Below are 22350 nucleotides of genomic sequence, written 5' to 3'. Positions count from 1 at the left end.
TTTTATACTCAATTATGGAAAGGACTATAAATTATAGTAGAGAGTATAATTGACTATAATTGTCCGTCAAACCACCTCCCGTCGCCGATCCTCCCTCGGGCACTTGGCAAACCTCGCCCGATAACTCCTAGTGAAGTACGACGGCGACTCAAACCCACACGCAATGCTCACCTCCAGCACACTCATGTCGCTCTGGTGCAGCAGTTTCCGGGCTTTCTCCAGGCGCAGGCCGAGGTAGAAGTTGCTCGGTGTGTCGTTCAAATGCAGGCGAAACAGCCGCTCCAGTTGGCGCCGCGTTACCTTGATCGCATCGGCCAATGCCAAGGTGCTCAGCGGCGGTTCGGTGTGTTGCTCCATTTCGCCGATCACTTGCACCAGTTTCTTGTTGTTGATGCCATAGCGCGTGGCGATCTGCATGCGCTGGTGGTCTTTGCGTGGGCGGATGCGGCCGAGTACGAATTGCTCCGAGACCTGAATCGCCAGCCCGGGGCCGTGGGCCTGGGCGATCAGGTCAAGCATCAGGTCGATGGAAGCGGTGCCGCCGGCACAGGTGATGCGGCGGCGGTCGATTTCGAAGAGTTCCTGGGTCACGCTCAGGTGTGGATAGGATTCCTTGAAGGCGTCGATGGCTTCCCAGTGCAGGGTCAAGCGGTGGCCGTCGAGCAGGCCAGCTTCAGCCAGCACGCAGGCACCGGTGTCGATGGCGCCGAGGATTACGCCATCATGGTCGAGACGACGCAGCCAGTGTTCCAGCACAGGAGTGACGAACTGCAACGGTTCGAAGCCGGCCACCACCAACAACGTCGCACCTTTTTTCAGCGGCTCCAGCGCGGCGTCGGCGTTGACCGACATGCCGTTGCTCGCCAGCACTGCACCGCCATCGGCGCTCAATATGTGCCAACGATACAACTCGCCACGAAAGCGGTTAGCCACCCGCATCGGCTCCAATGCGGAGATAAAGCCGATGGCCGAAAAACCTGGCATCAGCAAGAAGTAGAAATCCTGGGACATGGTGGCGCTCTCGTAGGACGGGCAGCGTGGTCACTGTGATACGCCAGTTCAACCGGCCATTCAAGGGCACAGGTCGCTGCAGTGCAAGAGTGGGTCGCCGCCGTGCGCTTTGTCGGCCCTCAAGCTGCGTAACTTGATCTCACGGCGCACAAAGACGTCGGACACCACAATAACGACCTGCCGAGGTATCCACCATGAACCGACTGATCAGCCGCTGCGTGCTTGCACTCAGCGCCAGTGCCATCTTGAGTAACACCGTAATGGCAGCGGACGCCGCTTCTTGCCAGAACGTGCGCATGGGCGTGGTGAACTGGACCGACGTCATCGCCACCAGCGCCATGACTCAAGTGCTGCTCGACGGCCTCGGCTACAAGACCAAACAAACCAGCGCGTCCCAGCAAATCATCTTTGCCGGCATACGTGATCAACGCCTGGACTTGTTTCTTGGCTACTGGAACCCGCTGATGACCCAGACCATCACGCCGTTCGTGGACGCCAAGCAAGTCAAAGTCCTCGACAAACCCAGCCTGGAAGATGCCCGCGCCACCCTGGCAGTACCCACCTACCTGGCGGACAAGGGCCTGAAAACCTTCGCCGACATCGCCAAGTTCGAGAAAGAACTGGGCGGCAAGATCTACGGCATCGAGCCGGGCTCAGGTGCCAATACCCAGATCAAGGCAATGATCGCCAAGAACCAGTTCGGCCTGGGCAAGTTCCAGCTGGTGGAGTCCAGCGAAGCCGGGATGCTCGCCGCCGTGGACCGCGCCGTGCGCCGTAAGGAGGCTGTAGTGTTCTTCGGCTGGGCACCACACCCGATGAACGTCAACGTGGCGATGACTTACCTCACCGGTAGCGATGGCGCCCTGGGCCCGAACGAAGGCATGGCCACCGTGTGGACCGTGACCGCGCCGACCTACGCCGAGCAGTGCCCCAACGTACACAAACTGCTGACCAACCTGACCTTCACCGCCGCCGACGAGAGCCGGATGATGCAGCCGTTGCTGGATCACAAGGACGCCATCGAGTCCGCCAGGCAGTGGCTCAAGGATCACCCCCAAGACCAGGCGCGCTGGCTGGAAGGCGTGACCACCTTCGACGGCAAACCGGCAGCGACCAACCTGCAATTAACCAGTCAGTAAACCCATTTCAATCACCGTTTCGCGGTCACTCGACCGCGAACGGCATCGCCACGCCCTTGAAATCACGCCTGTAAGGAACCGCCTCATGAACCATGACGTCATCATCACCTGCGCACTCACCGGTGCTGGCGACACGACCGCCAGAAGCCCGCACGTGCCGGTCACCCCCAGACAAATCGCCGCCGCCGCCGTAGAAGCCGCCAAGGCCGGCGCCACCGTGGTGCACTGCCATGTACGCGACCCGCACACCGGTAAGTTCAGCCGTGACGTGGCGCTGTACCGCGAAGTGATGGAGCGCATCCGTGAGGCCGACATCGACATCATCGTCAACCTCACCGCCGGCATGGGCGGCGACCTGGAGATCGGCGGCGGCGAAAACCCCATGGAGTTCGGCCCCAACACCGATCTGGTCGGCCCGCTGACCCGCCTGGCTCATGTGGAAGAACTGCTGCCGGAAATCTGCACCCTGGACTGCGGCACGCTGAACTTCGGTGACGGCGACACCATTTACGTGTCGACCCCGGCACAACTGCGTGCCGGCGCCAAGCGTATTCAAGAGCTGGGGGTAAAGGCCGAGCTGGAAATTTTCGACACCGGTCACCTGTGGTTTGCCAAGCAGATGATCAAGGAAGGGCTGCTCGATAACCCGCTGTTCCAACTGTGCCTGGGTATTCCATGGGGCGCTCCGGCCGACACCACCACCATGAAAGCCATGGTCGACAACCTGCCCGCTGGCGCGGTGTGGGCCGGCTTCGGGATCGGCCGCATGCAAATGCCGATGGCCGCGCAAGCGGTGCTGCTGGGCGGCAACGTACGGGTTGGCCTGGAAGACAATCTGTGGCTGGACAAAGGCGTGCTCGCCACCAACGGCCAACTGGTGGAACGCGCCGGTGAAATCCTCAGCCGCCTGGGGGCTCGGGTCATGACCCCGGCCGAGGGGCGCGTGAAGATGGGCCTGACCAAGCGCGGCTAAAAAAAATGTGGGAGGGGGCTTGCCCCCTCCCACATGGGTTTTTCACATTATTCAGGAATGTCGACATGCGCTTTATCACTGAAATCAAAACCTTCGCCGCTCTGGGCAGCGGTGTTATCGGCAGCGGCTGGGTGTCCCGCGCCCTCGCCCACGGCCTGGATGTAGTGGCCTGGGACCCAGCGCCCGGTGCCGAAGCGGCGCTGCGCAAACGCGTCGCCAATGCCTGGGGCGCCCTGGAAAAACAGGGCCTCGCACCCGGCGCATCACAAGACCGCCTGCGCTTTGTCAGCACCATCGAAGACTGTGTGAAGGATGCCGACTTCATCCAGGAAAGCGCCCCGGAACGCCTGGAGCTGAAACTGCAATTGCACAGCACGATTAGCGCGGCGGCCAAGCCGAATGCGTTGATCGGTTCGAGCACATCCGGGCTGTTGCCGAGTGAGTTCTACGAGGGCTCCACCCACCCGGAACGCTGCGTGGTCGGCCACCCGTTCAACCCGGTTTACCTCTTGCCACTGGTGGAAGTGGTCGGCGGCAGGAACACAGCGCCGGAAGCGATCCAGGCGGCCATCAAGGTGTATGAATCCCTCGGCATGCGCCCACTGCATGTGCGCAAGGAAGTGCCTGGGTTTATCGCTGATCGCTTGCTCGAAGCGCTCTGGCGCGAGGCGCTGCACCTGGTCAATGACGGCGTGGCGACCACCGGCGAAATCGATGACGCCATTCGCTTTGGCGCCGGCTTGCGCTGGTCGTTCATGGGCACCTTCCTCACCTACACCCTGGCGGGCGGCGATGCCGGTATGCGGCACTTCATGGCGCAGTTCGGGCCGGCGTTGCAGTTGCCGTGGACGTATCTACCAGCGCCTGAACTGACCGACAAATTGATTGACGATGTGGTCGATGGCACCCGCGAGCAGTTGGGTAAACACAGCATTTCGGCACTGGAGCGCTATCGTGATGATTGCCTGCTGGCGGTGCTGGAGGCGGTAAAAACCACCAAGGCCAAGCACGGCATGACCTTCGCCGAATAACAGGAACCCGATAATGCCTGCATTGACCACCTACACCACCCAAGTCCTTCCAGACTGGGTGGACTACAACGGCCACCTGCGCGACGCGTTCTACCTGCTGATCTTCAGCTACGCCACCGATGCGCTGATGGACACCCTCGGCCTGGACAGCGAGAACCGTGAAGCCAGCGGTCATTCGCTGTTCACCCTGGAACTGCACCTGAACTACCTGCATGAAGTGAAACGCGGCGCCGACGTTGAGGTGCAGACCCAACTGATCGCCCACGACGCCAAGCGCCTGCACCTCTACCACAGCCTGCATTTAGTGGGCGATGAGAAAGCACTGGCCGGCAACGAACAGATGCTGCTGCACGTTGACCTGGCTGGGCCGCACTCAGCGCCTTTTACCGAGGCCACGCTTGCAAGGCTCGCGACCATAAGCAGTGCGCAAGCCGACCTGCCGCGCCCCGCCCTGCTCGGCCGAGTGATTGGATTACCAGGCAAAAAATAGTCGGCAAAAAAAGCCCCGATCCAGCCGTGACTGAATCGGGGCAGAGTGCCTTGTGTGAGCTGTGCATCCCGAGGGTGACCAAACCTTCAAGCTGCGTGCCTGGGAGTGAGTGTGCCTATTCCTTCTATCGCTGATTGCCCCGAAAACGACCTGTTCATAGCCATCCGAGCCATCCGTTGATTCTGCCCTTGCCGACAGGCCGAGGGCCTACCAGAATCCAGGTCAGTCCCCGCTCCCTACACCAGGATGAATGTCATGATGCACGCGGATTTGATTGACAAGGATGACCTGCTGGGCCAACTGCGCTCGCTGGGTTTTGAAGTGTCCAGCGGTGCCACCGCCGAGCAGGCGTGTGAGTGTGCAGTGCGCGGCTTGAGTGAAGCGCGGGCCAAGGCGCTCAAGGGCATGGTGGAGCAGATGTACACCGGCAAGGCGACGATTCTGCCGGCTGTGCGCCAGGCTATTGATAAGCAGTTGTTGCCGGCTTTGGTGCAGTTCAAGCAGAACTCTGGTGCCTGATAGATCGCTATCGGGAGCAAGTCCCCTCCCACATTTGAAGGTGTTCACAATTCAAAATGTGGGAGGGGGCTTGCTCCCGATGCAGTCAACTCGGTCTAAAGCCGTACGCTCGCGAAAGTCGACTCATTGCGCGCCTGGCTCAACGCCGACATCGGCCCTGACAACGGTGACAACACCAATGCCTGCGGAATCGGCAGCATCGCCACCTGCTGGGTGGTATTGGAACCTACGCGCTCATCGCGCGGCGGTATGCCGAAGTATTCGCGGTAGCACTTGGAGAAGTGCGGCGTAGACACAAACCCGCACACCGACGCCACTTCGATGATCGACATGGGTGTTTGCTTGAGCAGTTGCCGGGCACGGATCAGGCGCAGCTTGAGGTAGTAGCGCGATGGCGAGCAGTGCAGGTATTTCTGGAACAGCCGCTCCAACTGCCGGCGCGATACGGCGACGTACACCGCCAGCTCATCCAGGTCGATCGGCTCTTCCAGGTTGGCCTCCATCAGCGCGACGATTTCCTGCAGCTTCGGCTGGTTGGTGCCGAGCATGTGCTTGAGCGGTACGCGCTGGTGATCCTGTTCGTTGCGGATGCGTTCGTACACGAACATCTCGGAGATCGCTGCCGACAATTCACGACCGTGGTCACGGCTGATCAGGTGCAGCATCATGTCCAGCGGCGCGGTGCCGCCGGAGCTGGTGAAGCGGTTGCGGTCGAGGGTGAACAGGCGCGTGCTCATGGACACGCGCGGGAACGCTTCCTGCATCGACGCCAGGCATTCCCAGTGCACGCTGCAATCAAAACCGTCGAGTAAACCCGCGCAGGCCAAGGCCCAACTGCCGGTACATACCGCGCCCAGGCGCCGGGACTGGCGCGCCTGGCCTTGCAGCCACGACACATGTTCACGGGTGACCGTGCGTTGGATACCCACACCGCCGCACACGATAACGGTGTCCAGGGCCGGGGCTTTGTGCATGGAAGCATCGGGAGTGATTTGCAGACCGTCGCTGGCCCATACCTGGTTGCCGTCGACACTCAGGGTGGTCCAGCGATACAGCTCGCGGCCGGACAACTGGTTGGCCATGCGCAGCGGTTCCACTGCCGAAGCCAGGGAAATCAGCGTGAAATTGTCCAGCAGCAGAAAGCCGATGGATTGAGGCGCACGGTTCTGGGGTTGGGCCCCGGAGTTGAACGACGTCATCGCGGTATCTCCTCACACAAAGCGGGTGATGGCCTCAGGCGAGGCTCTTGTTATTGCGCTCGCCCTGGAAAGGAGAGGCTTTGAATTGATAGAGCAAATGCCATGCCTAAAATTGAATGGCCATTCAATAACTCCTGAAAACGACCTGTTGATGCGTCTATATAAGCCCGTGCGGGAAGTGCGGGATATGGCCGAAAAAAGCGTAGGAACCGTCCTGCTCAAGCAGCGTGAGCAAATCGGTAGCACTTGTGGGAAGGCGCTTTGCGGGCGTGGGAAAAGTCTGTCACCCAACGCACGATGGGCGAGTATTGGAGGAGAAATCGTTTGGGAGCTGCTTATCTGTTTGCGACGCGCTAAAAGGTGGCGCATTGGGATCCAGGTGCTCACTTTATGAGCAGTATTGTTTGAACTGCCGCTATCGGGAGCAAGCCCCCTCCCACATTTGAAGGTATTCACAATTCAAAATGTGGGAGGGGGCTTGCTCCCGATACAGGCGACTCGGTCTCAGCACTCCACCGCACTCACCGCCAACCCACCCCGCGACGTCTCTTTGTACTTGTCATGCATATCCGCCCCGGTGTCACGCATGGTACGGATCACTCGGTCCAGGGAGATAAAGTGCTGGCCGTCGCCACGCAGGGCCATTTGCGCCGCGTTGATCGCCTTCACCGCCGCAATCGCATTGCGCTCGATGCACGGCACCTGCACCAGCCCGCCGACCGGGTCGCAGGTCAGGCCGAGGTTGTGTTCCAGGCCAATTTCGGCGGCGTTGCACACCTGCTCCGGCGTGGCGCCGAGAATCTCCGCCAAGCCGGCCGCGGCCATGGCGCAGGCTGAACCGACTTCGCCCTGGCAGCCGACTTCGGCACCGGAGATCGAGGCGTTCTTTTTGCACAGAATCCCCACCGCCGCCGCACCAAGCAGGTAGTCGACCACGTTGGTTTCGGTGACTTCCTCACTGAACTTCATGAAGTAGTGCAGTACCGCCGGGATGATCCCCGCTGCGCCGTTGGTGGGCGCCGTCACCATGCGCCCACCGGCGGCGTTTTCTTCGTTGACCGCCAGGGCGAACAGGTTGACCCACTCCATGGCGCTCAAGGTCGAACCGATTACATTGGGCTTGCCCAGCTCCTGCAAGCTGCGGTGCAACCTGGCGGCGCGGCGGCGCACATTGAGGCCACCGGGCAGGATGCCTTCGTGCTTTAAGCCCTGCTCCACACAGTCCTGCATGGCACGCCAGAGCTTCATCAAACCACTGCGGATTTCATCTTCGGTGCGCCAGGTTTTTTCATTCGCCAGCATCAGCTCGGCGACGCGCAGGTTGTGGGTGTTGCACAACTGCAACAGCTGCGCCGCACTGGAGAAATCGTAAGGCAGTTCGGTGCGGTCCATATCGGCCACACCGCTTCGGGCCTGGGCCTCATCCACTACAAAGCCGCCGCCAACCGAATAGTAGGTGTCACGGTGCAGTTCGCCGTCATCGCCCCACACCACCAGGGTCATGGCATTGGGGTGGAACGGCAGGTTTTCGTCGAGCAGGCGCATGTCCCGCGCCCATACGAAAGGCACCGGCAGGCGGCCGTCGAGCAACAAGGTGTCGGTTTCACGCAGGGTGTGAATGCGCACGCCGATTTGCGACGGGTCGATTGCGTCCGGCCACTCGCCCATCAGGCCCATGATGGTCGCGGTGTCGCTGCCATGGCCGATGCCGGTGGCCGACAGCGAGCCGTAGAGCTGAACTTCGACACGCCGCACCTGTTCCAACACGTCACGTTCACGCAACGCCTGGACGAACAACGCCGCGGCGCGCATGGGGCCGACGGTGTGAGAACTCGAAGGCCCGATGCCGATCTTGAACAGGTCGAAAACACTGATAGCCATTGCCTTGAAACTCCTCATTGAGCACAGGCCAGGCATCAACAAGCTGCTACGCTCAGATCGCCCAGATGGCGGCATCATCAGGCTTTTGTTGTCGCTCACGGCGTCTCACACCGACGTACTCATGCTCACCAGCGTCGCCCCTGAGCGAGCAGGCGTTTTGGCCGTTTTTTGCGGTGCAGATCGATTAAAACTGCAGTTTTGTCGTGGAAAAAATCTGTAAGCGACGTCACCGACACTGGATACGACCATCCCTGTACTGGATACGACGCCCCCTGTAGGCGTCAGATTTTCACTGGTACATGATCAGTCTCGACTCGTTTGCAAGGCACCGTGCCAGAGCTTCACCGCACGCTCCAACCGCAACACTTATAAAGCGCGGCGAACGCCGCCAGAAAAAGACACAGGAGTCTACCCCGATGAAAGGTTCACCCTCGTTGTTGTTGGCCGCCATGCTGAGTCTGCCAGTTGTGGCACACGCTGCAGAACCGGAACAGTGCAAGACCGTCAACTTCTCCGATGTCGGCTGGACCGACATCACCGTCACCACCGCGACCACCAGCGAAATCCTCAAGGGCCTGGGCTACAAGCCGCGCACCACGATGATTTCGGTACCTGTGACTTACAAGTCCCTGGCCGACGGCAAGAACATGGACATCTTCCTCGGCAACTGGATGCCGACCATGGAAAACGACATCAAGCAGTACCGTGATGCCGGCACCGTGGAAACCGTGCGCGCCAACCTGGAGAACGCCAAGTACACCCTGGCCGTACCCGAGGCGCTGTATGACAAGGGCCTGAAAGACTTCGCCGATATCGCCAAATTCAAGGATGAGCTGGGCGGCAAGATCTACGGTATCGAGCCGGGTAACGACGGCAACCGCACCATCCAGACCGTGATCGACAAGAACCAGTTCGGCTTGAAAGACGCTGGCTTCAAGGTGGTGGAATCCAGCGAAGCCGGGATGCTTTCCCAGGTTGAACGCGCCACCAAGCGCGGCCAGGCCATCGTGTTCCTCGGCTGGGAACCGCACCCGATGAACACCCGCTTCAAGATGAAGTACCTGACCGGCGGTGACGACTCGTTCGGCCCCAACTACGGCCAGGCCACCATCTATACCAACACCCGCAAAGGCTATACCCAGGAATGCAGCAACGTCGGCCAGTTGCTGAAAAACCTGGTGTTCACCCTGAACATGGAAAGCACCCTGATGGGTAACGTCCTGGACGACAAGATGAAGCCCGACGCCGCCGCCAAGGCCTGGCTGCAGAAGAACCCGCAAGTGCTCGACACCTGGCTCGCCGGTGTCACCACCGTTGATGGCAAACCAGGGCTCGATGCCGTTAAAGCTTACCTCGCCAAATAGCACCCGCTGACCCCGGGCCGGTGCGCTGGCCCGGGATGTTTTCCCTTCGCATGTGGACATTCACTACCATGCTGACTGAACAGAAAATCCCACTAGGCCAGTACATCGCTGCCTTCGTCGACTGGTTGACCCAACACGGTGCCAACTATTTCGACGCAATCGCATCGACCCTGGAAACGATGATCCACGGCGTGACGTTTGCGCTGACCTGGTTCAATCCGCTGGCATTGATCGGTCTGATTGCGCTGCTGGCTCACTTCATTCAACGCAAGTGGGGCCTGACGGTATTTGTCATTGCCTCCTTTCTGCTGATCCTCAACCTGGGGTACTGGCAGGAAACCATGGAGACCCTCGCACAGGTGCTGTTTGCCACCCTGGTCTGCGTGGTCATCGGTGTGCCGCTGGGCATTGTTGCCGCGCACAAACCGCTGTTCTACACCATGATGCGGCCGGTGCTCGATCTGATGCAGACCGTACCGACCTTCGTCTACCTCATCCCTACCCTGACCCTCTTCGGGCTGGGTGTGGTGCCTGGGCTGATTTCCACGGTGGTGTTCGCGATTGCCGCGCCTATCCGCCTGACCTACCTGGGTATCCGCGATGTGCCGCAAGAGTTGATGGACGCCGGCAAGGCCTTTGGCTGCTCGCGCCGTCAGTTGCTATCGCGCATTGAACTGCCCCACGCCATGCCGAGCATCGCCGCCGGCATTACCCAATGCATCATGCTGTCGTTGTCGATGGTGGTGATCGCCGCGCTGGTGGGTGCCGATGGCCTTGGCAAACCGGTGGTCAACGCACTCAACACGGCCGATATCGCCCTGGGCTTTGAAGCGGGCCTGGCCATCGTGTTGCTCGCCATCATGCTCGACCGTATCTGCAAACAACCCGACGCTAAAGTAGGGGGTGATGCATGAGCATTATCCGATTCGACAAAGTCGACGTGATCTTCTCCAAAGACCCACGTGAAGCGCTCAAGCTGCTGGACCAGGGCATGAGCCGTAACGAGATCCTGAAAAAGACCGGGCAGATTGTCGGTGTTGAAAACGCCAGCCTGGATATCGAGAAAGGCGAGATCTGCGTGCTGATGGGCCTGTCGGGCTCCGGCAAGTCGAGCCTGCTGCGCTGCATCAACGGTCTCAACACTGTCAGCCGTGGCCAGCTGTTTGTGGAGCATGAAGGTCGCCAGATCGACATCGCCTCCTGCACGCCTGCAGAGCTGAAAATGATGCGCACCAAACGCATCGCCATGGTGTTCCAGAAATTCGCCTTGATGCCCTGGCTGACCGTGCGCGAAAACATCAGCTTCGGCCTGGAAATGCAGGGCCGCCCGGAGAAAGAACGGCGCACCCTGGTGGATGAAAAGCTCGAACTGGTGGGCCTGAGCCAATGGCGCAACAAGAAGCCCGACGAGCTGTCCGGTGGTATGCAGCAGCGTGTCGGCCTGGCCCGTGCGCTGGCGATGGACGCCGATATCCTGCTGATGGACGAACCCTTCTCGGCCCTCGACCCGCTGATTCGCCAGGGTTTGCAAGATGAGCTGCTGGAGCTGCAACGCAAGCTGAGCAAGACCATCGTGTTTGTCAGCCACGACCTGGACGAGGCACTCAAGCTGGGCAGCCGTATCGCAATCATGAAAGACGGCAAGATCATCCAGTACAGCGTGCCGGAAGAGATCGTGCTGAACCCGGCAGACGACTATGTGCGCACCTTCGTCGCCCACACCAACCCGTTGAACGTACTGTGCGGGCGCAGCCTGATGCGCACCCTGGATAACTGCACGCGGGTGAATGGCTCGGTGTGTCTTGATCCGGGCGGCGACTCATGGCTGGACCTGGCCGAAGGCAACACCATCCAGGGCGCACGCCAGAATGGCGTGGTGATGAATTTGCAGAACTGGGCGCCAGGGCAAGCGGTGGAAGGGTTGGGCCGCGTGCCGACGCTGGTGGACTCGAACATCGGCATGCGCGATGCGTTGCAGATTCGCTACCAGACAGGGAATAAGCTGGTGTTGCATGACAACAACAAGGTGGTGGGGATCTTGGGTGACAGTGAGCTCTACCATGCCCTGCTAGGCAAGAACCTGGGCTGACAGACACTGCAAAACCAACTGCAGGAACTGGGTCAATGTGGGAGGGGGCTTGCTCCCGATAGCGGTGTATCAGTAACAGATGTACTGACTGACACACCGCTATCGGGAGCAAGCCCCCTCTCACATTTGATCTCTATTTCAACAGAGAGCAGGTGGTGTCAGTGAGGACACCACCAGGTTTCAACTATCAGCTATAGACACGGCCAAGGAGCTGCCGATGGCTTTCAAACTGATCGAGCACATCCCGGGTGATCTGTTCCTGGGTAAAGCCCATCAGGTCATACTCCTGCGGCCCATTGTGCAGGTACACCTCGGCACGGTAGTAACGGGTGCGTTCTTCTTCAGGCAAGTCAGCCGGCGCCGCCGAGTAACCGTCCAGGCTCACCTCGTAGACAAACGGATTGCCCTGCTCCATCTCGATACGCACGCCGATGCAGCGCTTGGATTTGCCCAGCAGGGTCTGCACTTCCAAGCCCTGCTCACGCAACGCCACCGCAGCTTCTTCCAGCGCCGGCGTTACGTGCTTGTCCATAAAGCGCTGCACGGTGGCCTGGCTCGGTTGCAGATCCAGGGCGGTCAAGCGCTCGCTGAAACCACGGCGGCCACGCTCGGCCAACTGTGCCTGCTCCTGTTCGATTGCCACATCCTGACGCATGGCCTTGTGCAAACCGAACATAAACAAGATCAGCACCACCGAGAACGGCAGGCCTGCCAGCACCACCATGGTTTGCATGGCTTCGAAGTTACCGGCAAACAGCAGGCCGATGGTCACCAGGGTGATCACGACCGACCAGAAGATCCGCAACCAGTGCGGCGCATCTTCGTCGACGTTGCCGCCTTTGCAGGAAAGGTTGGCCATCATCACCGCGCCGGAATCCGCCGGGGTCAGGAACAGCACAAAGCCCACGAAGATCGACACGCCGATGACGACTTTCGACGCCGGGTAATGCTCAAGCAATTGATAGATGGCCATGGACGGTTGTTCCAGCGCCGTCTTGCCCAACTCCACGGCGCCGTGGTTCAACACCAGGTCCAGCGCCGAGTTACCGAAGATCGACAGCCACGCCAGGGTAAAGCCCAGCGGGATCAGCAGCACGCCGGCCACCAGTTCACGCACGGTACGACCACGGGAAATACGTGCGATGAACATGCCCACGAATGGCGCCCAGGAAATCCACCAGGCCCAATAGAACAGGGTCCACAGGCCCATCCAGCGTTCGGTCTTGTCGGCATCGCCTTCGTACACATAGAGGTCGAAGGTTTTCAGGATGATGCCGTTGAGGTAATCACCGGTGTTCTGCACCAGGCCGTTGAGCAGGTGCAGGGTGGGGCCGAACAGCAGCACGAAGATCAGCAAGCCACTGAACAATACGATGTTGAGGTTGGACAGACGGCGAATGCCGTTTTCCACACCCGATACGGCAGCGATGGTCGCCACGGTGCTCATCACGATGATCACGATCAGCAGGTTGGTGTTGCTGTGTTCCATGCCGAACAGGTTCTCCAGCCCGGACGACACCTGCATCGAGCCGATCCCCAGGTTGGTCACCAGCCCCAGCAGGGTCACGAACATACCGAAACCGTCTACTGCGTGGCCGGCCGCGCCCTTCACCCAACGCTCACCCACCAGTGGGTACAGCGCCGAACGCAAGGCCAGCGGCTGGTTGTGACGGTAGGCGAAGTACGCCACGGCCAGGCCGACCAGCGCGTAGATCGCCCAGCCGTGCAGGCCCCAGTGCAGGAAAGTCAGTTGCAGCGCCTGGCGGGCCGCACCATTGCTGGCGGCAGCGCCTTCGGGCGGGTTGAAGTAGTGGTCCAACGGCTCGGACGCACCGAAATACAACAGCGAAATACCGATGCCCGACGAGAACAACATGCCGGCCCAGGCGCCGTAGCTGAAGTCCGGGGTGTCGTCTTTACTACCCAGTTTCAATTTTCCGTAGGACGAAAACGCCAGGCCGACCACAAACACCAGGTAAGCGGCGATCACCACCATGTAGTACCAGCCGAAGCTTTTGGAAAGCCAGGCCTGTGCTACGCCGAGCATGCGCCCGGCCTCCTGCGGGGCGATGATCAGGATGGCGGTCAACAACAGAATCAGCGCGGTGGAGGTGTAGAACACCCAACCGTTGACCCGGACCTTTTCCGGCGGGGTCTTTATAAGAGAGGCAGAACTCATGGCGCAGATGCTCCAGGCAGTGCGAGAGAGAAACACAAGGCAGCGGTTATCCCGGGACATCGATTTTTCGGCAGTCGACGGACGGGTGTTATAAAGACTCCCCGAAAATTCCTGAGCCCCACCAACGTGGCGGGCAGGCCTTGATCTGGCCTGTTTCAAGGGTTTTTACAGGTGTCAGCGGTTGCGGCCAGCAGGTAGGAAACTTCTGTAGGCAGCGACCATTTGTCGCAGATCTTATTCTTTGTTGATTGAACGTTCAATCAAAACAAAATAGACTGGCCCTCAAGCCGACGGACGTTCGTCGCCCATCGGCAGGCCTAAGGAGAGGTGCTACATGCCCAAGGTCGGTATGCAACCCATACGCCGCCAGCAGTTGATCGAAGCCACGCTAACGGCGATCGATCAGGTCGGGATGGGAGATGCCAGCATTGCGCTGATTGCGCGTCTGGCAGGCGTCTCGAACGGCATCATCAGTCACTACTTTCAGGACAAGAACGGTCTGATCGCAGCGACGATGCGCTACCTGATGAATGTGCTGATCGAGAACGTCCAGGAACGCAGGCGTGCCTTGAAGGATGACAGCCCACGGGCGCACCTTCAGGTGATCATCGAAGGCAACTTCGACGCGAGCCAGGTCAACGGCCCGGCAATGAAAACCTGGCTGGCCTTCTGGGCCACCAGCATGCATCACCCGTCATTGCACAGGTTGCAGCGGATCAACGATCACCGCCTGTATTCCAACCTGTGCTGCCAGTTCCGCCGTGCGATGCCGTTGCCTGAGGCTCGCAGCGCAGCCCGCGGCCTGGCGGCTTTGATCGACGGTTTGTGGTTGCGCGGCGCCCTGTCGGGAGACGCTTTCGACACGGAGCAGGCGCAACGGATCGCTTACGAATACATGGATTTCCAATTGGCCAAGCAGGTGAGTTAGAGCACTTATAAACGCTCAACCCCTGAACGTCTGCCGCTCAGTGTTGCCACAACCCCATGGCCCACTGTTCGGCGGGTAACGCCAACCACTTATGCACTTGCGAGGACTTTATGGCCCGTTTCGACCTGCAAAAACTCTACATTGACGGCGGCTACAGCGACGCTGGCAGCGATGCCACCTTCGAAGCCATCAACCCGGCTAACGGTGAAGTTCTCGCCCAAGTGCAACGCGCCACGAAAGAAGACGTCGAGCGTGCCGTGGTCAGCGCTGAAAAAGGCCAGAAAATCTGGGCCGCCATGACCGCCATGGAGCGTTCGCGCATCCTGCGTCGCGCCGTTGACATCCTGCGCGAGCGCAACGATGAACTGGCCGCCCTGGAAACCCTGGACACCGGCAAAGCCTTCTCCGAAACCCAATACGTCGACATCGTCACCGGCGCTGACGTGCTGGAATACTACGCCGGCCTGGTGCCCGCCATCGAAGGTGAGCAGATCCCACTGCGCGACACCTCGTTCGTCTACACCCGCCGTGAGCCGCTGGGCGTGGTCGCCGGTATCGGCGCGTGGAACTACCCGATCCAGATCGCCCTGTGGAAATCCGCACCGGCCCTGGCCGCGGGTAACGCGATGATCTTCAAGCCAAGCGAAGTCACCTCGCTGACCACCCTGAAACTGGCCGAGATCTACACCGAAGCTGGCGTTCCGGCAGGCGTGTTCAACGTCTTGACCGGCAGCGGCCGTGAAGTCGGCACCTGGTTGACCGAGCACCCGCGCATCGAGAAAGTCTCGTTCACTGGCGGTACCGACACCGGCAAGAAAGTCATGGCCAGCGCTTCCAGCTCTTCGCTCAAGGAAGTGACCATGGAACTGGGCGGCAAGTCGCCGCTGATCGTGTTCGAAGACGCCGACCTGGATCGCGCCGCCGACATCGCGATGATGGCCAACTTCTACAGCTCCGGCCAGGTCTGCACCAACGGCACCCGTGTGTTCGTGCCTAAGCACCTGCAAGCTGCGTTTGAAGCCAAGATCGTTGAGCGCGTTGCGCGCATCCGTGTCGGCGACCCGCAGGACGAAAACACCAACTTCGGCCCGCTGGTCAGCTTCGCCCACATGGAAAGCGTGCTCGGCTACATCGCCAAAGGTAAGGAAGAAGGCGCACGCGTACTGTGCGGCGGCGACCGTCTGACCGATGGCGACTTCGCCAAAGGCGCGTTTGTTGCCCCGACCGTGTTCACTGACTGCACCGATGAGATGACCATCGTGCGTGAAGAAATCTTTGGCCCGGTGATGAGCATCCTCACCTACGAAACCGAAGAAGAAGTGATCCGCCGCGCCAACGACACCGACTTCGGCCTGGCCGCTGGTCTGGTGACCAAGGACCTGAACCGCGCTCACCGCGTGATTCATCAGTTGGAAGCGGGTATCTGCTGGATCAACGCCTGGGGCGAGTCCGACGCCAAGATGCCGGTCGGCGGCTACAAGCAATCCGGTGTGGGCCGTGAGAACGGCATCAGCTCGCTGAACAACTTCACCCGCATCAAATCGGTACAGGTTGAGCTGGGCGACTACGCCTCGGTGTTCTAAATCCCGAGCTTTGTGTTGCCTTTGAGGCCGCCATCGGGGGCAAGCCCCCTCCCACATTTGAAGGTATTCACAATTCAAATTGTGGGAGGGGGCTTGCTCCCGATGTGGCCCGACCTGACCACACTTCATAGAGGGTGCATTCAATGTCCCAAGAATACGATTACATCATTGTGGGTGCCGGCTCCGCCGGTAACACCCTGGCGACCCGTCTGACCGAAGACGAAGGCGTCACCGTTTTGCTGCTGGAAGCCGGCGGCCCTGACTACCGTCTCGATTTCCGTACCCAGATGCCTGCCGCACTGGCGTTCCCGCTGCAAGGCCGTCGCTACAACTGGGCCTACGAAACCGATCCAGAGCCACACATGGACGGCCGCCGCATGGAATGTGGTCGCGGCAAGGGCCTGGGTGGTTCTTCGCTGATCAACGGCATGTGCTACATCCGTGGCAACGCCATGGACTACGACAACTGGTCGAAGCTGCCGGGCCTGGAAAACTGGACCTACCTCGACTGCCTGCCGTATTTCCGTAAAGCCGAAACCCGCGACATCGGCCCTAACGACTACCACGGTGGCGACGGCCCGGTCAGCGTGACCACGCCGAAAGCGGGCAACAACCCGCTGTTCCACGCCATGGTCGAAGCTGGTGTACAAGCCGGTTACCCGCGTACCGAAGACTTGAACGGTTACCAGCAAGAAGGCTTCGGCCCGATGGACCGTACCGTCACGCCAAACGGCCGTCGCGCCAGCACCGCTCGCGGTTACCTGGACACGGCTAAAAAGCGTTCGACCCTGACCATCGTCACCCACGCCCTCACCGACAAAGTGCTGTTCGAAGGCAAGCGTGCGGTTGGCGTGCGTTACCTGATCGGCGCCGCCGAAGAGCGCGTTGAAGCCCGTGCACGCAAAGAAGTATTGGTGTGCAGCGGCGCAATCGCTTCGCCGCAACTGCTGCAACGCTCCGGCGTCGGCCCGGCCAAACTGCTGGAAAGCCTCGACATCCCGGTGGTCCACGACCTGCCAGGCGTCGGCGAAAACCTGCAGGACCACCTTGAGCTGTACCTGCAATACGCCTGCACCCAACCGGTGTCGCTGTACCCGTCGCTGCTTTGGTACAACCAGCCGGCCATCGGTGCCGAGTGGTTGTTCAACGGCACTGGCATCGGCGCCAGCAACCAGTTCGAAGCCGGCGGCTTTATCCGCTCGCGTCCGGAATTCGAATGGCCGAACATCCAGTATCACTTCCTGCCGGTAGCGATTAACTACAACGGCAGCAACGGTGTGAAAGAGCACGGTTTCCAGGCACACATGGGCTCCATGCGTTCGCCAAGCCGTGGCCGCGTGCAACTGAAGTCGAAGAACCCACGGGACTACCCGAGCATTCTCTTCAACTACATGGCCACCGAGCAGGACTGGCAGGAATTCCGCGACGGCATCCGCCTGACCCGTGAAATCATGCAGCAGCCGGCACTGGACCAATACCGTGGCCGCGAAATCAGCCCGGGTATTGAAGTGCAAACCGATGAGCAGTTGGACAAGTTCATCCGTGAGCACGCCGAAACCGCGTTCCACCCGTCCTGCTCGTGCAAGATGGGCACCGACGAGATGGCCGTAGTGGATGGCGAAGGCCGCGTGCATGGCATGCAGGGCCTGCGAGTGGTCGATGCGTCGATCATGCCGATCATCACCACCGGCAACCTGAACGCGCCGACGATCATGATCGCCGAGAAAATCGCCGACAAGATCCGTGGCCGCCAGCCGCTGCCGCGCAGCACCGCCGACTACTACGTGGCAGGCGAGGCGCCGGTACGTGGCAAGCCGTTGCGTGAAGTAGGTCCTACTGCGCAGTAACTGATACACCGCGGCGCCTTCATCGGGAGCAAGCCCCCTCCCACCTTTGACTGTGTAAATCCAATCAAATGTGGGAGGGGGCTTGCTCCCGAAGAGGCCCTGAAAGACACTACAAAACCTCCCCTCTACACTTTCCTTGATCAGCTCCCAGCCCAGGCCTACTCTGTTTGCCTGCCCGCGCCGAGCCGCCCACAAGGAAGGCCCCATGTTCGAACACCACGCCACACTCAAAAAGCACTTCAGTGCCCTGCGCACCCGCGCTGAATTCTTCTCGCTGCGCTACGTACGCGAATCCGGCCAGTACCTGTCGGTACGCAAGAACGTCGCCGAGCCGCCACACCTGGGTCACGATGAAGGCGCCATGCTCACCGTGCGTCTCAATGGCGTGGAAGCCTATGCCGCGACCAACGATATGTCCCTGGCCGGCCTGCAAGCCGCCCTCGAGCGTGCCGAACAGCAAGCCCGGTTGATCCAGCCCCACGCCCTGCTCGACCTGCACCAGCAGCCGGTTTCCAGTGACGTTGCCGACTACCTGTCCCCCGACCTCGACCAGCCTTTCCCGTCCCTGAGCGATTGCTACCAATTGCTCGGCGATGAGTCTGCCGCCGTGCCCAAGGATGAACGCCTGGTAACCTGGGAAGTCAGCCTGGGCACCACCCGGGTTGAACAGATCTACCTCAACAGTGCTGGCGCGCAGTTGCGCCAGGCCCAGCGTTTCATCTTCCCCGGCCTGAGCGTCACTGCCTTCGACGGCAACGATAGCCAGACCCGCACCCTGGGCGGCACCAACTTCGGCCAGCAAGGCAGTGCCGGTGTGATCCAGCGCTTCGGCCTGGTGGGCGCCGCCAGCAAGGTGGCCGACGAAGCCCTGCAATTGCTGCTCGCACCGAATACGCCCCACGGCCAACGTGACCTGCTGTTGATGCCTGACCAGATGATCCTGCAGATCCACGAATCCATCGGCCACCCGCTGGAGCTGGACCGCATCCTCGGTGATGAGCGCAACTATGCCGGCACCAGTTTTGTGAAGGCCAGCGACTTCGGCCACCTGCAATACGGTTCACCGTTGCTCAACGTGACCTTCGACCCAGACATCCCTGAGCAACTGGCCAGCTACCGTCATGACGACGACGGCACCCGCGCCAGCAAGCAATTCCTGATCCGCGATGGCCTGCTGCTCAAGCCCTTGGGCGGTGCGTTGTCGCAATTTCGCGCCGACTTGCCTGGCGTTGCCAACAGCCGCGCCTGCGGCTGGAACCGCCCGCCCATCGACCGCATGGCCAACCTGAATATCGAGGCCGGCGATAAAAGCCTCGCGCAACTGGTGGGTGGCATTGAAAACGGCATCCTGATGTCGACTAACCGCTCGTGGTCCATCGACGATGCGCGCAACAAGTTCCAGTTCGGCTGCGAATGGGGCCAGTTGATTGAAAACGGCGAGCTCAAGGGTGTGGTGAAGAACCCCAATTACCGGGCGATTTCCGCGCAGTTCTGGCGCAACCTCAGCGCCGTCGGCGATGCCAGCACCTTCAAGGTATTGGGCACGCCGAACTGCGGCAAAGGCGAGCCCAACCAGGTGATACGTGTCGGCCATGCGTCGCCGGCCTGTGTGTTCAGCAACGTTGACGTATTTGGGGGCGATGCCTGATGAATCATTTCAAGGCACTGGTGGACTGGCTCAAGCAGGCCGTCACCGACAAGGAACACTTTCACCTCGGCTATGCGGATGAATCGTCCGAATTCGTGCGTTTCAACCACGCGCAGGTGCGCCAGGCCGGCCAGGTACAACAGGCCAGCCTGAACCTCAAGCTGATCAACGATGGTCGCCACGCAGACCTGGGCATCACCCTGTCCGGCGAGCCGGACGTGGATCGCCAACGCCTGGCCGATGGCCTGCAACAGCTGCGCGAAACCTTGCCGCTGCTGCCGCGTGACCCGTACCTGTTGCTGAACCACAACGCCTGGCAAAGCCATAACGAACAGGTTCGACCGCTGCCGGAACTCGCCCAGGTACTGGAAGACATCCGCCAGGCTGCCGAAGGCGTGGACCTGGTCGGTTTCTACGCCGCCGGCCCTATCAGCCGTGGTTTCGCCAGTTCATCAGGGGCGTTCGGCTGGCACCAGGCCAATAGCTTCAACTTCGACTTCAGCCTGTTCCACGCCAATGGTGAAGCGGTGAAGGCCAGCTACGCCGGGCACACCTGGAATAGCGCCGAATTCGTCGCACGCTTCCAACAGGCCCGTGAGCAACTGGCGTTTCTCGGCCGCCCGCTGCACAACCTGGCGCCCGGCCAGTACCGCGCCTACCTTGCGCCAGCAGCACTGGAAGAAATCATCAGCATCATCACGTGGGGCGGTTTTTCGGCCCAGGCCATTGCCAGCAAGGGCAGCTCGCTGCAACGCCTGTACGCCGGTGAACAGTCGTTGAGCCCATTGGTGACCGTTAACGAACAGATCAGTGGCTCCCTCAGCCAGGCGTTTTCCACCGAAGGCTACCCGCGTGGAGACGTAACCCTGATCAAGGCAGGCAAGGCCGAGGGCCAGTTGATCAACTCTCGCAGCGCCGCCGAATATGGCTTGAGCACCAACGGCGCCAGCAGCGACGAGTCACCCAGCGCCTTGCAAGTGGCGGCAGGCAGCCTGGCCCAGGCCGATATCCTCAAGCAGTTGGGCACAGGGCTGTACATCAGCAACCTGTGGTACCTGAACTACTCCGACCTGCCGGCGGCACGCCTGACCGGCATGACGCGCTTTGCCACTTTCTGGGTGGAAAACGGCGAGATCAAGGCACCGGTCAGCACCATGCGCTTTGATGACAGTGTCTATCAATTGCTCGGTTCGCAGCTCGAAGCCCTGACCGCTGATCGGGAGTTGCTGCTGTCGGCCAGCACTTACAGCCAGCGCAATACTGCCTCCAACCTGCTGCCAGGTGCCTTGGTCAAGCGCCTGACCTTGACCTTGTAAACCCCGCTGACCCCAGCCCTCTGTAGGCGCGAACTCGCGCGTTCCTACAGGGGGTATTGGCCCTTCTGAGTCAGCCTTTTCGCCGTTTCCTACCGCTATTTCTTAACTCACGGTCTTGAGCGTGCGCTTGGTTGTCGCCTGCAAAAAACCTCGTTATAACGGTTAGTGGCATCCCGCCACCCCACCCACGTGCCCGCACGTGATGCATGACCTTGCCCGGGAAACGGCAAGCTGGAGCGTTGACATGAACCATGGAAGTTTTGTCATTGAAAGGCTGTTCAAGCACTACAACGTTCACGTAGAGCAGCTCGGTAACAACCCAGAAAGAAAAACCGTGCTGATGGTCAATGGCGCCCTGTCCACCACGCGTTCCTTTGCCCGCACCAGTAAATGCCTGGCCGAGCATTTCAATGTGTTGCTGTTCGACTTGCCGTTCTCCGGCTACTCGCGCGAGCACAACACCGACCTCGACCTGGTCACCAAGGACGACGAGGTGCAAATCCTGCGCGCCCTGGTAGAGCGCTTCGAAGTCAACCATTTGGTATCCGCCTCGTGGGGCGGCATCTCCACACTGCTGACCCTGGCGCACAACCCCCCCTCCATCGAAAGCTCGGTGGTGATGGCCCTGGCACCCAACCTCAACCAGGCCATGCTCGAATACGTAGAGCGCGTGCGCGTGCTGATCGACGCCGATGACAAGTCCGCGGTCGGCCACCTGCTCAACGAGACGGTCGGCAAATACCTGTCTCCCCGCCTCAAGCGCAACAACCACCGGCACCTGTCGAACATGGCCACCACCGAGTATCGCCAGGCGCGCTTTCATATCCACCAAGTGCTGGCCTTGGGTGATGGCAACTATTTGCCGGCGCTCAAGCAGATTGAAACACCGGTGCACTTCCTCAACGGCGCTCTGGATGAATACACCCCGGCGGCCGAGGCCCGGCTGTTCAAGCAGTATGTGGGCCGCAGTAGCTTTGCCGTCGCCGAACACACCGGCCATCTGTTGGACCTGGAGTCCCGGGAAGCGGCGTTGGCGGTGCACCGTGCGCTGTTGGACTTCCTGGTGGGGGAGCATGCAACGTTGTCGGATTTAGACGAACCGCCAGTGGGAAAAGGAGCGACGGATGGCGCATAATCGCCGACACATAGCCTG

The 22350-nt window shown here is 60.5% G+C and carries 18 protein-coding genes; 14 read left to right on the top strand and 4 right to left on the bottom strand.

The annotated features are described in order from the left end of the window. Nucleotides 1-66: 66 nt before the first annotated feature. Complete coding sequence (locus tag FRT59_RS13285) at nt 67-1011, bottom strand: GlxA family transcriptional regulator (protein WP_153871402.1); 945 nt, start codon at nt 1009-1011, stop codon at nt 67-69. A 194-nt stretch (nt 1012-1205) separates the two neighbouring features. Between FRT59_RS13285 and FRT59_RS13280 the strand changes: the two genes are divergently transcribed. From FRT59_RS13280 to FRT59_RS13260, 5 genes are all read left to right on the top strand, one after another. Then, entirely contained in the window at nt 1206-2150 is a 945-nt protein-coding gene (locus tag FRT59_RS13280; RefSeq protein ID WP_153871401.1) for a choline ABC transporter substrate-binding protein, read from the top strand. An 85-nt stretch (nt 2151-2235) separates the two neighbouring features. Then, nucleotides 2236-3123 carry a 3-dehydrocarnitine:acetyl-CoA trimethylamine transferase CdhC gene (cdhC, locus tag FRT59_RS13275; RefSeq protein ID WP_034116156.1) on the top strand — a complete coding sequence of 296 codons (888 nt, stop codon included), beginning with the start codon at nt 2236-2238 and terminating at the stop codon, nt 3121-3123. Nucleotides 3124-3188: 65 nt separating this feature from the next. Continuing rightward, nucleotides 3189-4154 carry an L-carnitine dehydrogenase gene (locus FRT59_RS13270; RefSeq protein ID WP_034116157.1) on the top strand — a complete coding sequence of 322 codons (966 nt, stop codon included), beginning with the start codon at nt 3189-3191 and terminating at the stop codon, nt 4152-4154. Nucleotides 4155-4167: 13 nt separating this feature from the next. Next, the gene (locus FRT59_RS13265; RefSeq protein WP_153837490.1) at nt 4168-4644 is read left to right on the top strand and encodes a thioesterase family protein; all 477 of its coding nucleotides are present in this window, start codon (nt 4168-4170) and stop codon (nt 4642-4644) included. A gap of 255 nt (nt 4645-4899) precedes the next feature. Beyond that, complete coding sequence (locus tag FRT59_RS13260) at nt 4900-5163, top strand: hypothetical protein (RefSeq protein ID WP_153837489.1); 264 nt, start codon at nt 4900-4902, stop codon at nt 5161-5163. Nucleotides 5164-5258: 95 nt separating this feature from the next. Here FRT59_RS13260 and gbdR read toward each other — a convergent pair whose 3' ends face one another. Beyond that, nucleotides 5259-6362, bottom strand: a complete 1104-nt coding sequence (gbdR, locus tag FRT59_RS13255; protein WP_153837488.1) for a choline metabolism transcriptional regulator GbdR — start codon at nt 6360-6362, stop codon at nt 5259-5261. Nucleotides 6363-6866: 504 nt separating this feature from the next. Further along, entirely contained in the window at nt 6867-8243 is a 1377-nt protein-coding gene (locus FRT59_RS13250) for an L-serine ammonia-lyase (protein WP_153871400.1), read from the bottom strand. Between the two features lie 416 nt (nt 8244-8659). Here FRT59_RS13250 and FRT59_RS13245 point away from each other — a divergent pair, with 416 nt between their 5' ends. From FRT59_RS13245 to choV, 3 genes are all read left to right on the top strand, one after another. Next, nucleotides 8660-9607, top strand: coding sequence for a choline ABC transporter substrate-binding protein (locus FRT59_RS13245; RefSeq protein ID WP_034116163.1), 948 nt, complete (start codon nt 8660-8662; stop codon nt 9605-9607). Between the two features lie 68 nt (nt 9608-9675). Next, complete coding sequence (gene choW / locus FRT59_RS13240; protein ID WP_034116164.1) at nt 9676-10521, top strand: choline ABC transporter permease subunit; 846 nt, start codon at nt 9676-9678, stop codon at nt 10519-10521. Beyond that, nucleotides 10518-11696, top strand: coding sequence for a choline ABC transporter ATP-binding protein (choV, locus tag FRT59_RS13235; RefSeq protein WP_034116165.1), 1179 nt, complete (start codon nt 10518-10520; stop codon nt 11694-11696). Before choW ends, choV begins: the two co-directional genes overlap by 4 nt. 187 nt (nt 11697-11883) lie before the next feature. Here the strand turns inward: choV and FRT59_RS13230 are convergent, their stop codons facing one another. Beyond that, complete coding sequence (locus FRT59_RS13230) at nt 11884-13818, bottom strand: BCCT family transporter (protein ID WP_235365370.1); 1935 nt, start codon at nt 13816-13818, stop codon at nt 11884-11886. Between the two features lie 391 nt (nt 13819-14209). Here FRT59_RS13230 and betI point away from each other — a divergent pair, with 391 nt between their 5' ends. From betI to FRT59_RS13200, 6 genes are all read left to right on the top strand, one after another. Next, the gene (betI, locus tag FRT59_RS13225; protein WP_034116167.1) at nt 14210-14803 is read left to right on the top strand and encodes a transcriptional regulator BetI; all 594 of its coding nucleotides are present in this window, start codon (nt 14210-14212) and stop codon (nt 14801-14803) included. A 110-nt stretch (nt 14804-14913) separates the two neighbouring features. Beyond that, nucleotides 14914-16386 carry a betaine-aldehyde dehydrogenase gene (gene betB / locus FRT59_RS13220; RefSeq protein WP_034116168.1) on the top strand — a complete coding sequence of 491 codons (1473 nt, stop codon included), beginning with the start codon at nt 14914-14916 and terminating at the stop codon, nt 16384-16386. A 143-nt stretch (nt 16387-16529) separates the two neighbouring features. After that, on the top strand, nt 16530-18233 hold the full coding sequence (gene betA / locus FRT59_RS13215; protein WP_153871399.1) for a choline dehydrogenase: 1704 nt from the start codon (nt 16530-16532) through the stop codon (nt 18231-18233). A 205-nt stretch (nt 18234-18438) separates the two neighbouring features. Then, a complete protein-coding gene (locus FRT59_RS13210) occupies nt 18439-19881 on the top strand; it encodes a TldD/PmbA family protein (protein WP_153871398.1) in 1443 nt (480 codons plus the stop codon). Further along, complete coding sequence (locus FRT59_RS13205) at nt 19881-21197, top strand: TldD/PmbA family protein (protein WP_034116171.1); 1317 nt, start codon at nt 19881-19883, stop codon at nt 21195-21197. Before FRT59_RS13210 ends, FRT59_RS13205 begins: the two co-directional genes overlap by 1 nt. A gap of 244 nt (nt 21198-21441) precedes the next feature. Continuing rightward, complete coding sequence (locus tag FRT59_RS13200) at nt 21442-22332, top strand: alpha/beta fold hydrolase (protein WP_034116172.1); 891 nt, start codon at nt 21442-21444, stop codon at nt 22330-22332. The last annotated feature ends 18 nt before the right edge of the window (nt 22333-22350 follow it).

Source organism: Pseudomonas haemolytica, assembly GCF_009659625.1.
GTDB classification, from domain to species: Bacteria; Pseudomonadota; Gammaproteobacteria; order Pseudomonadales; family Pseudomonadaceae; genus Aquipseudomonas; species Aquipseudomonas haemolytica.
This window is presented reverse-complemented; position numbering and strand designations above follow the sequence as displayed.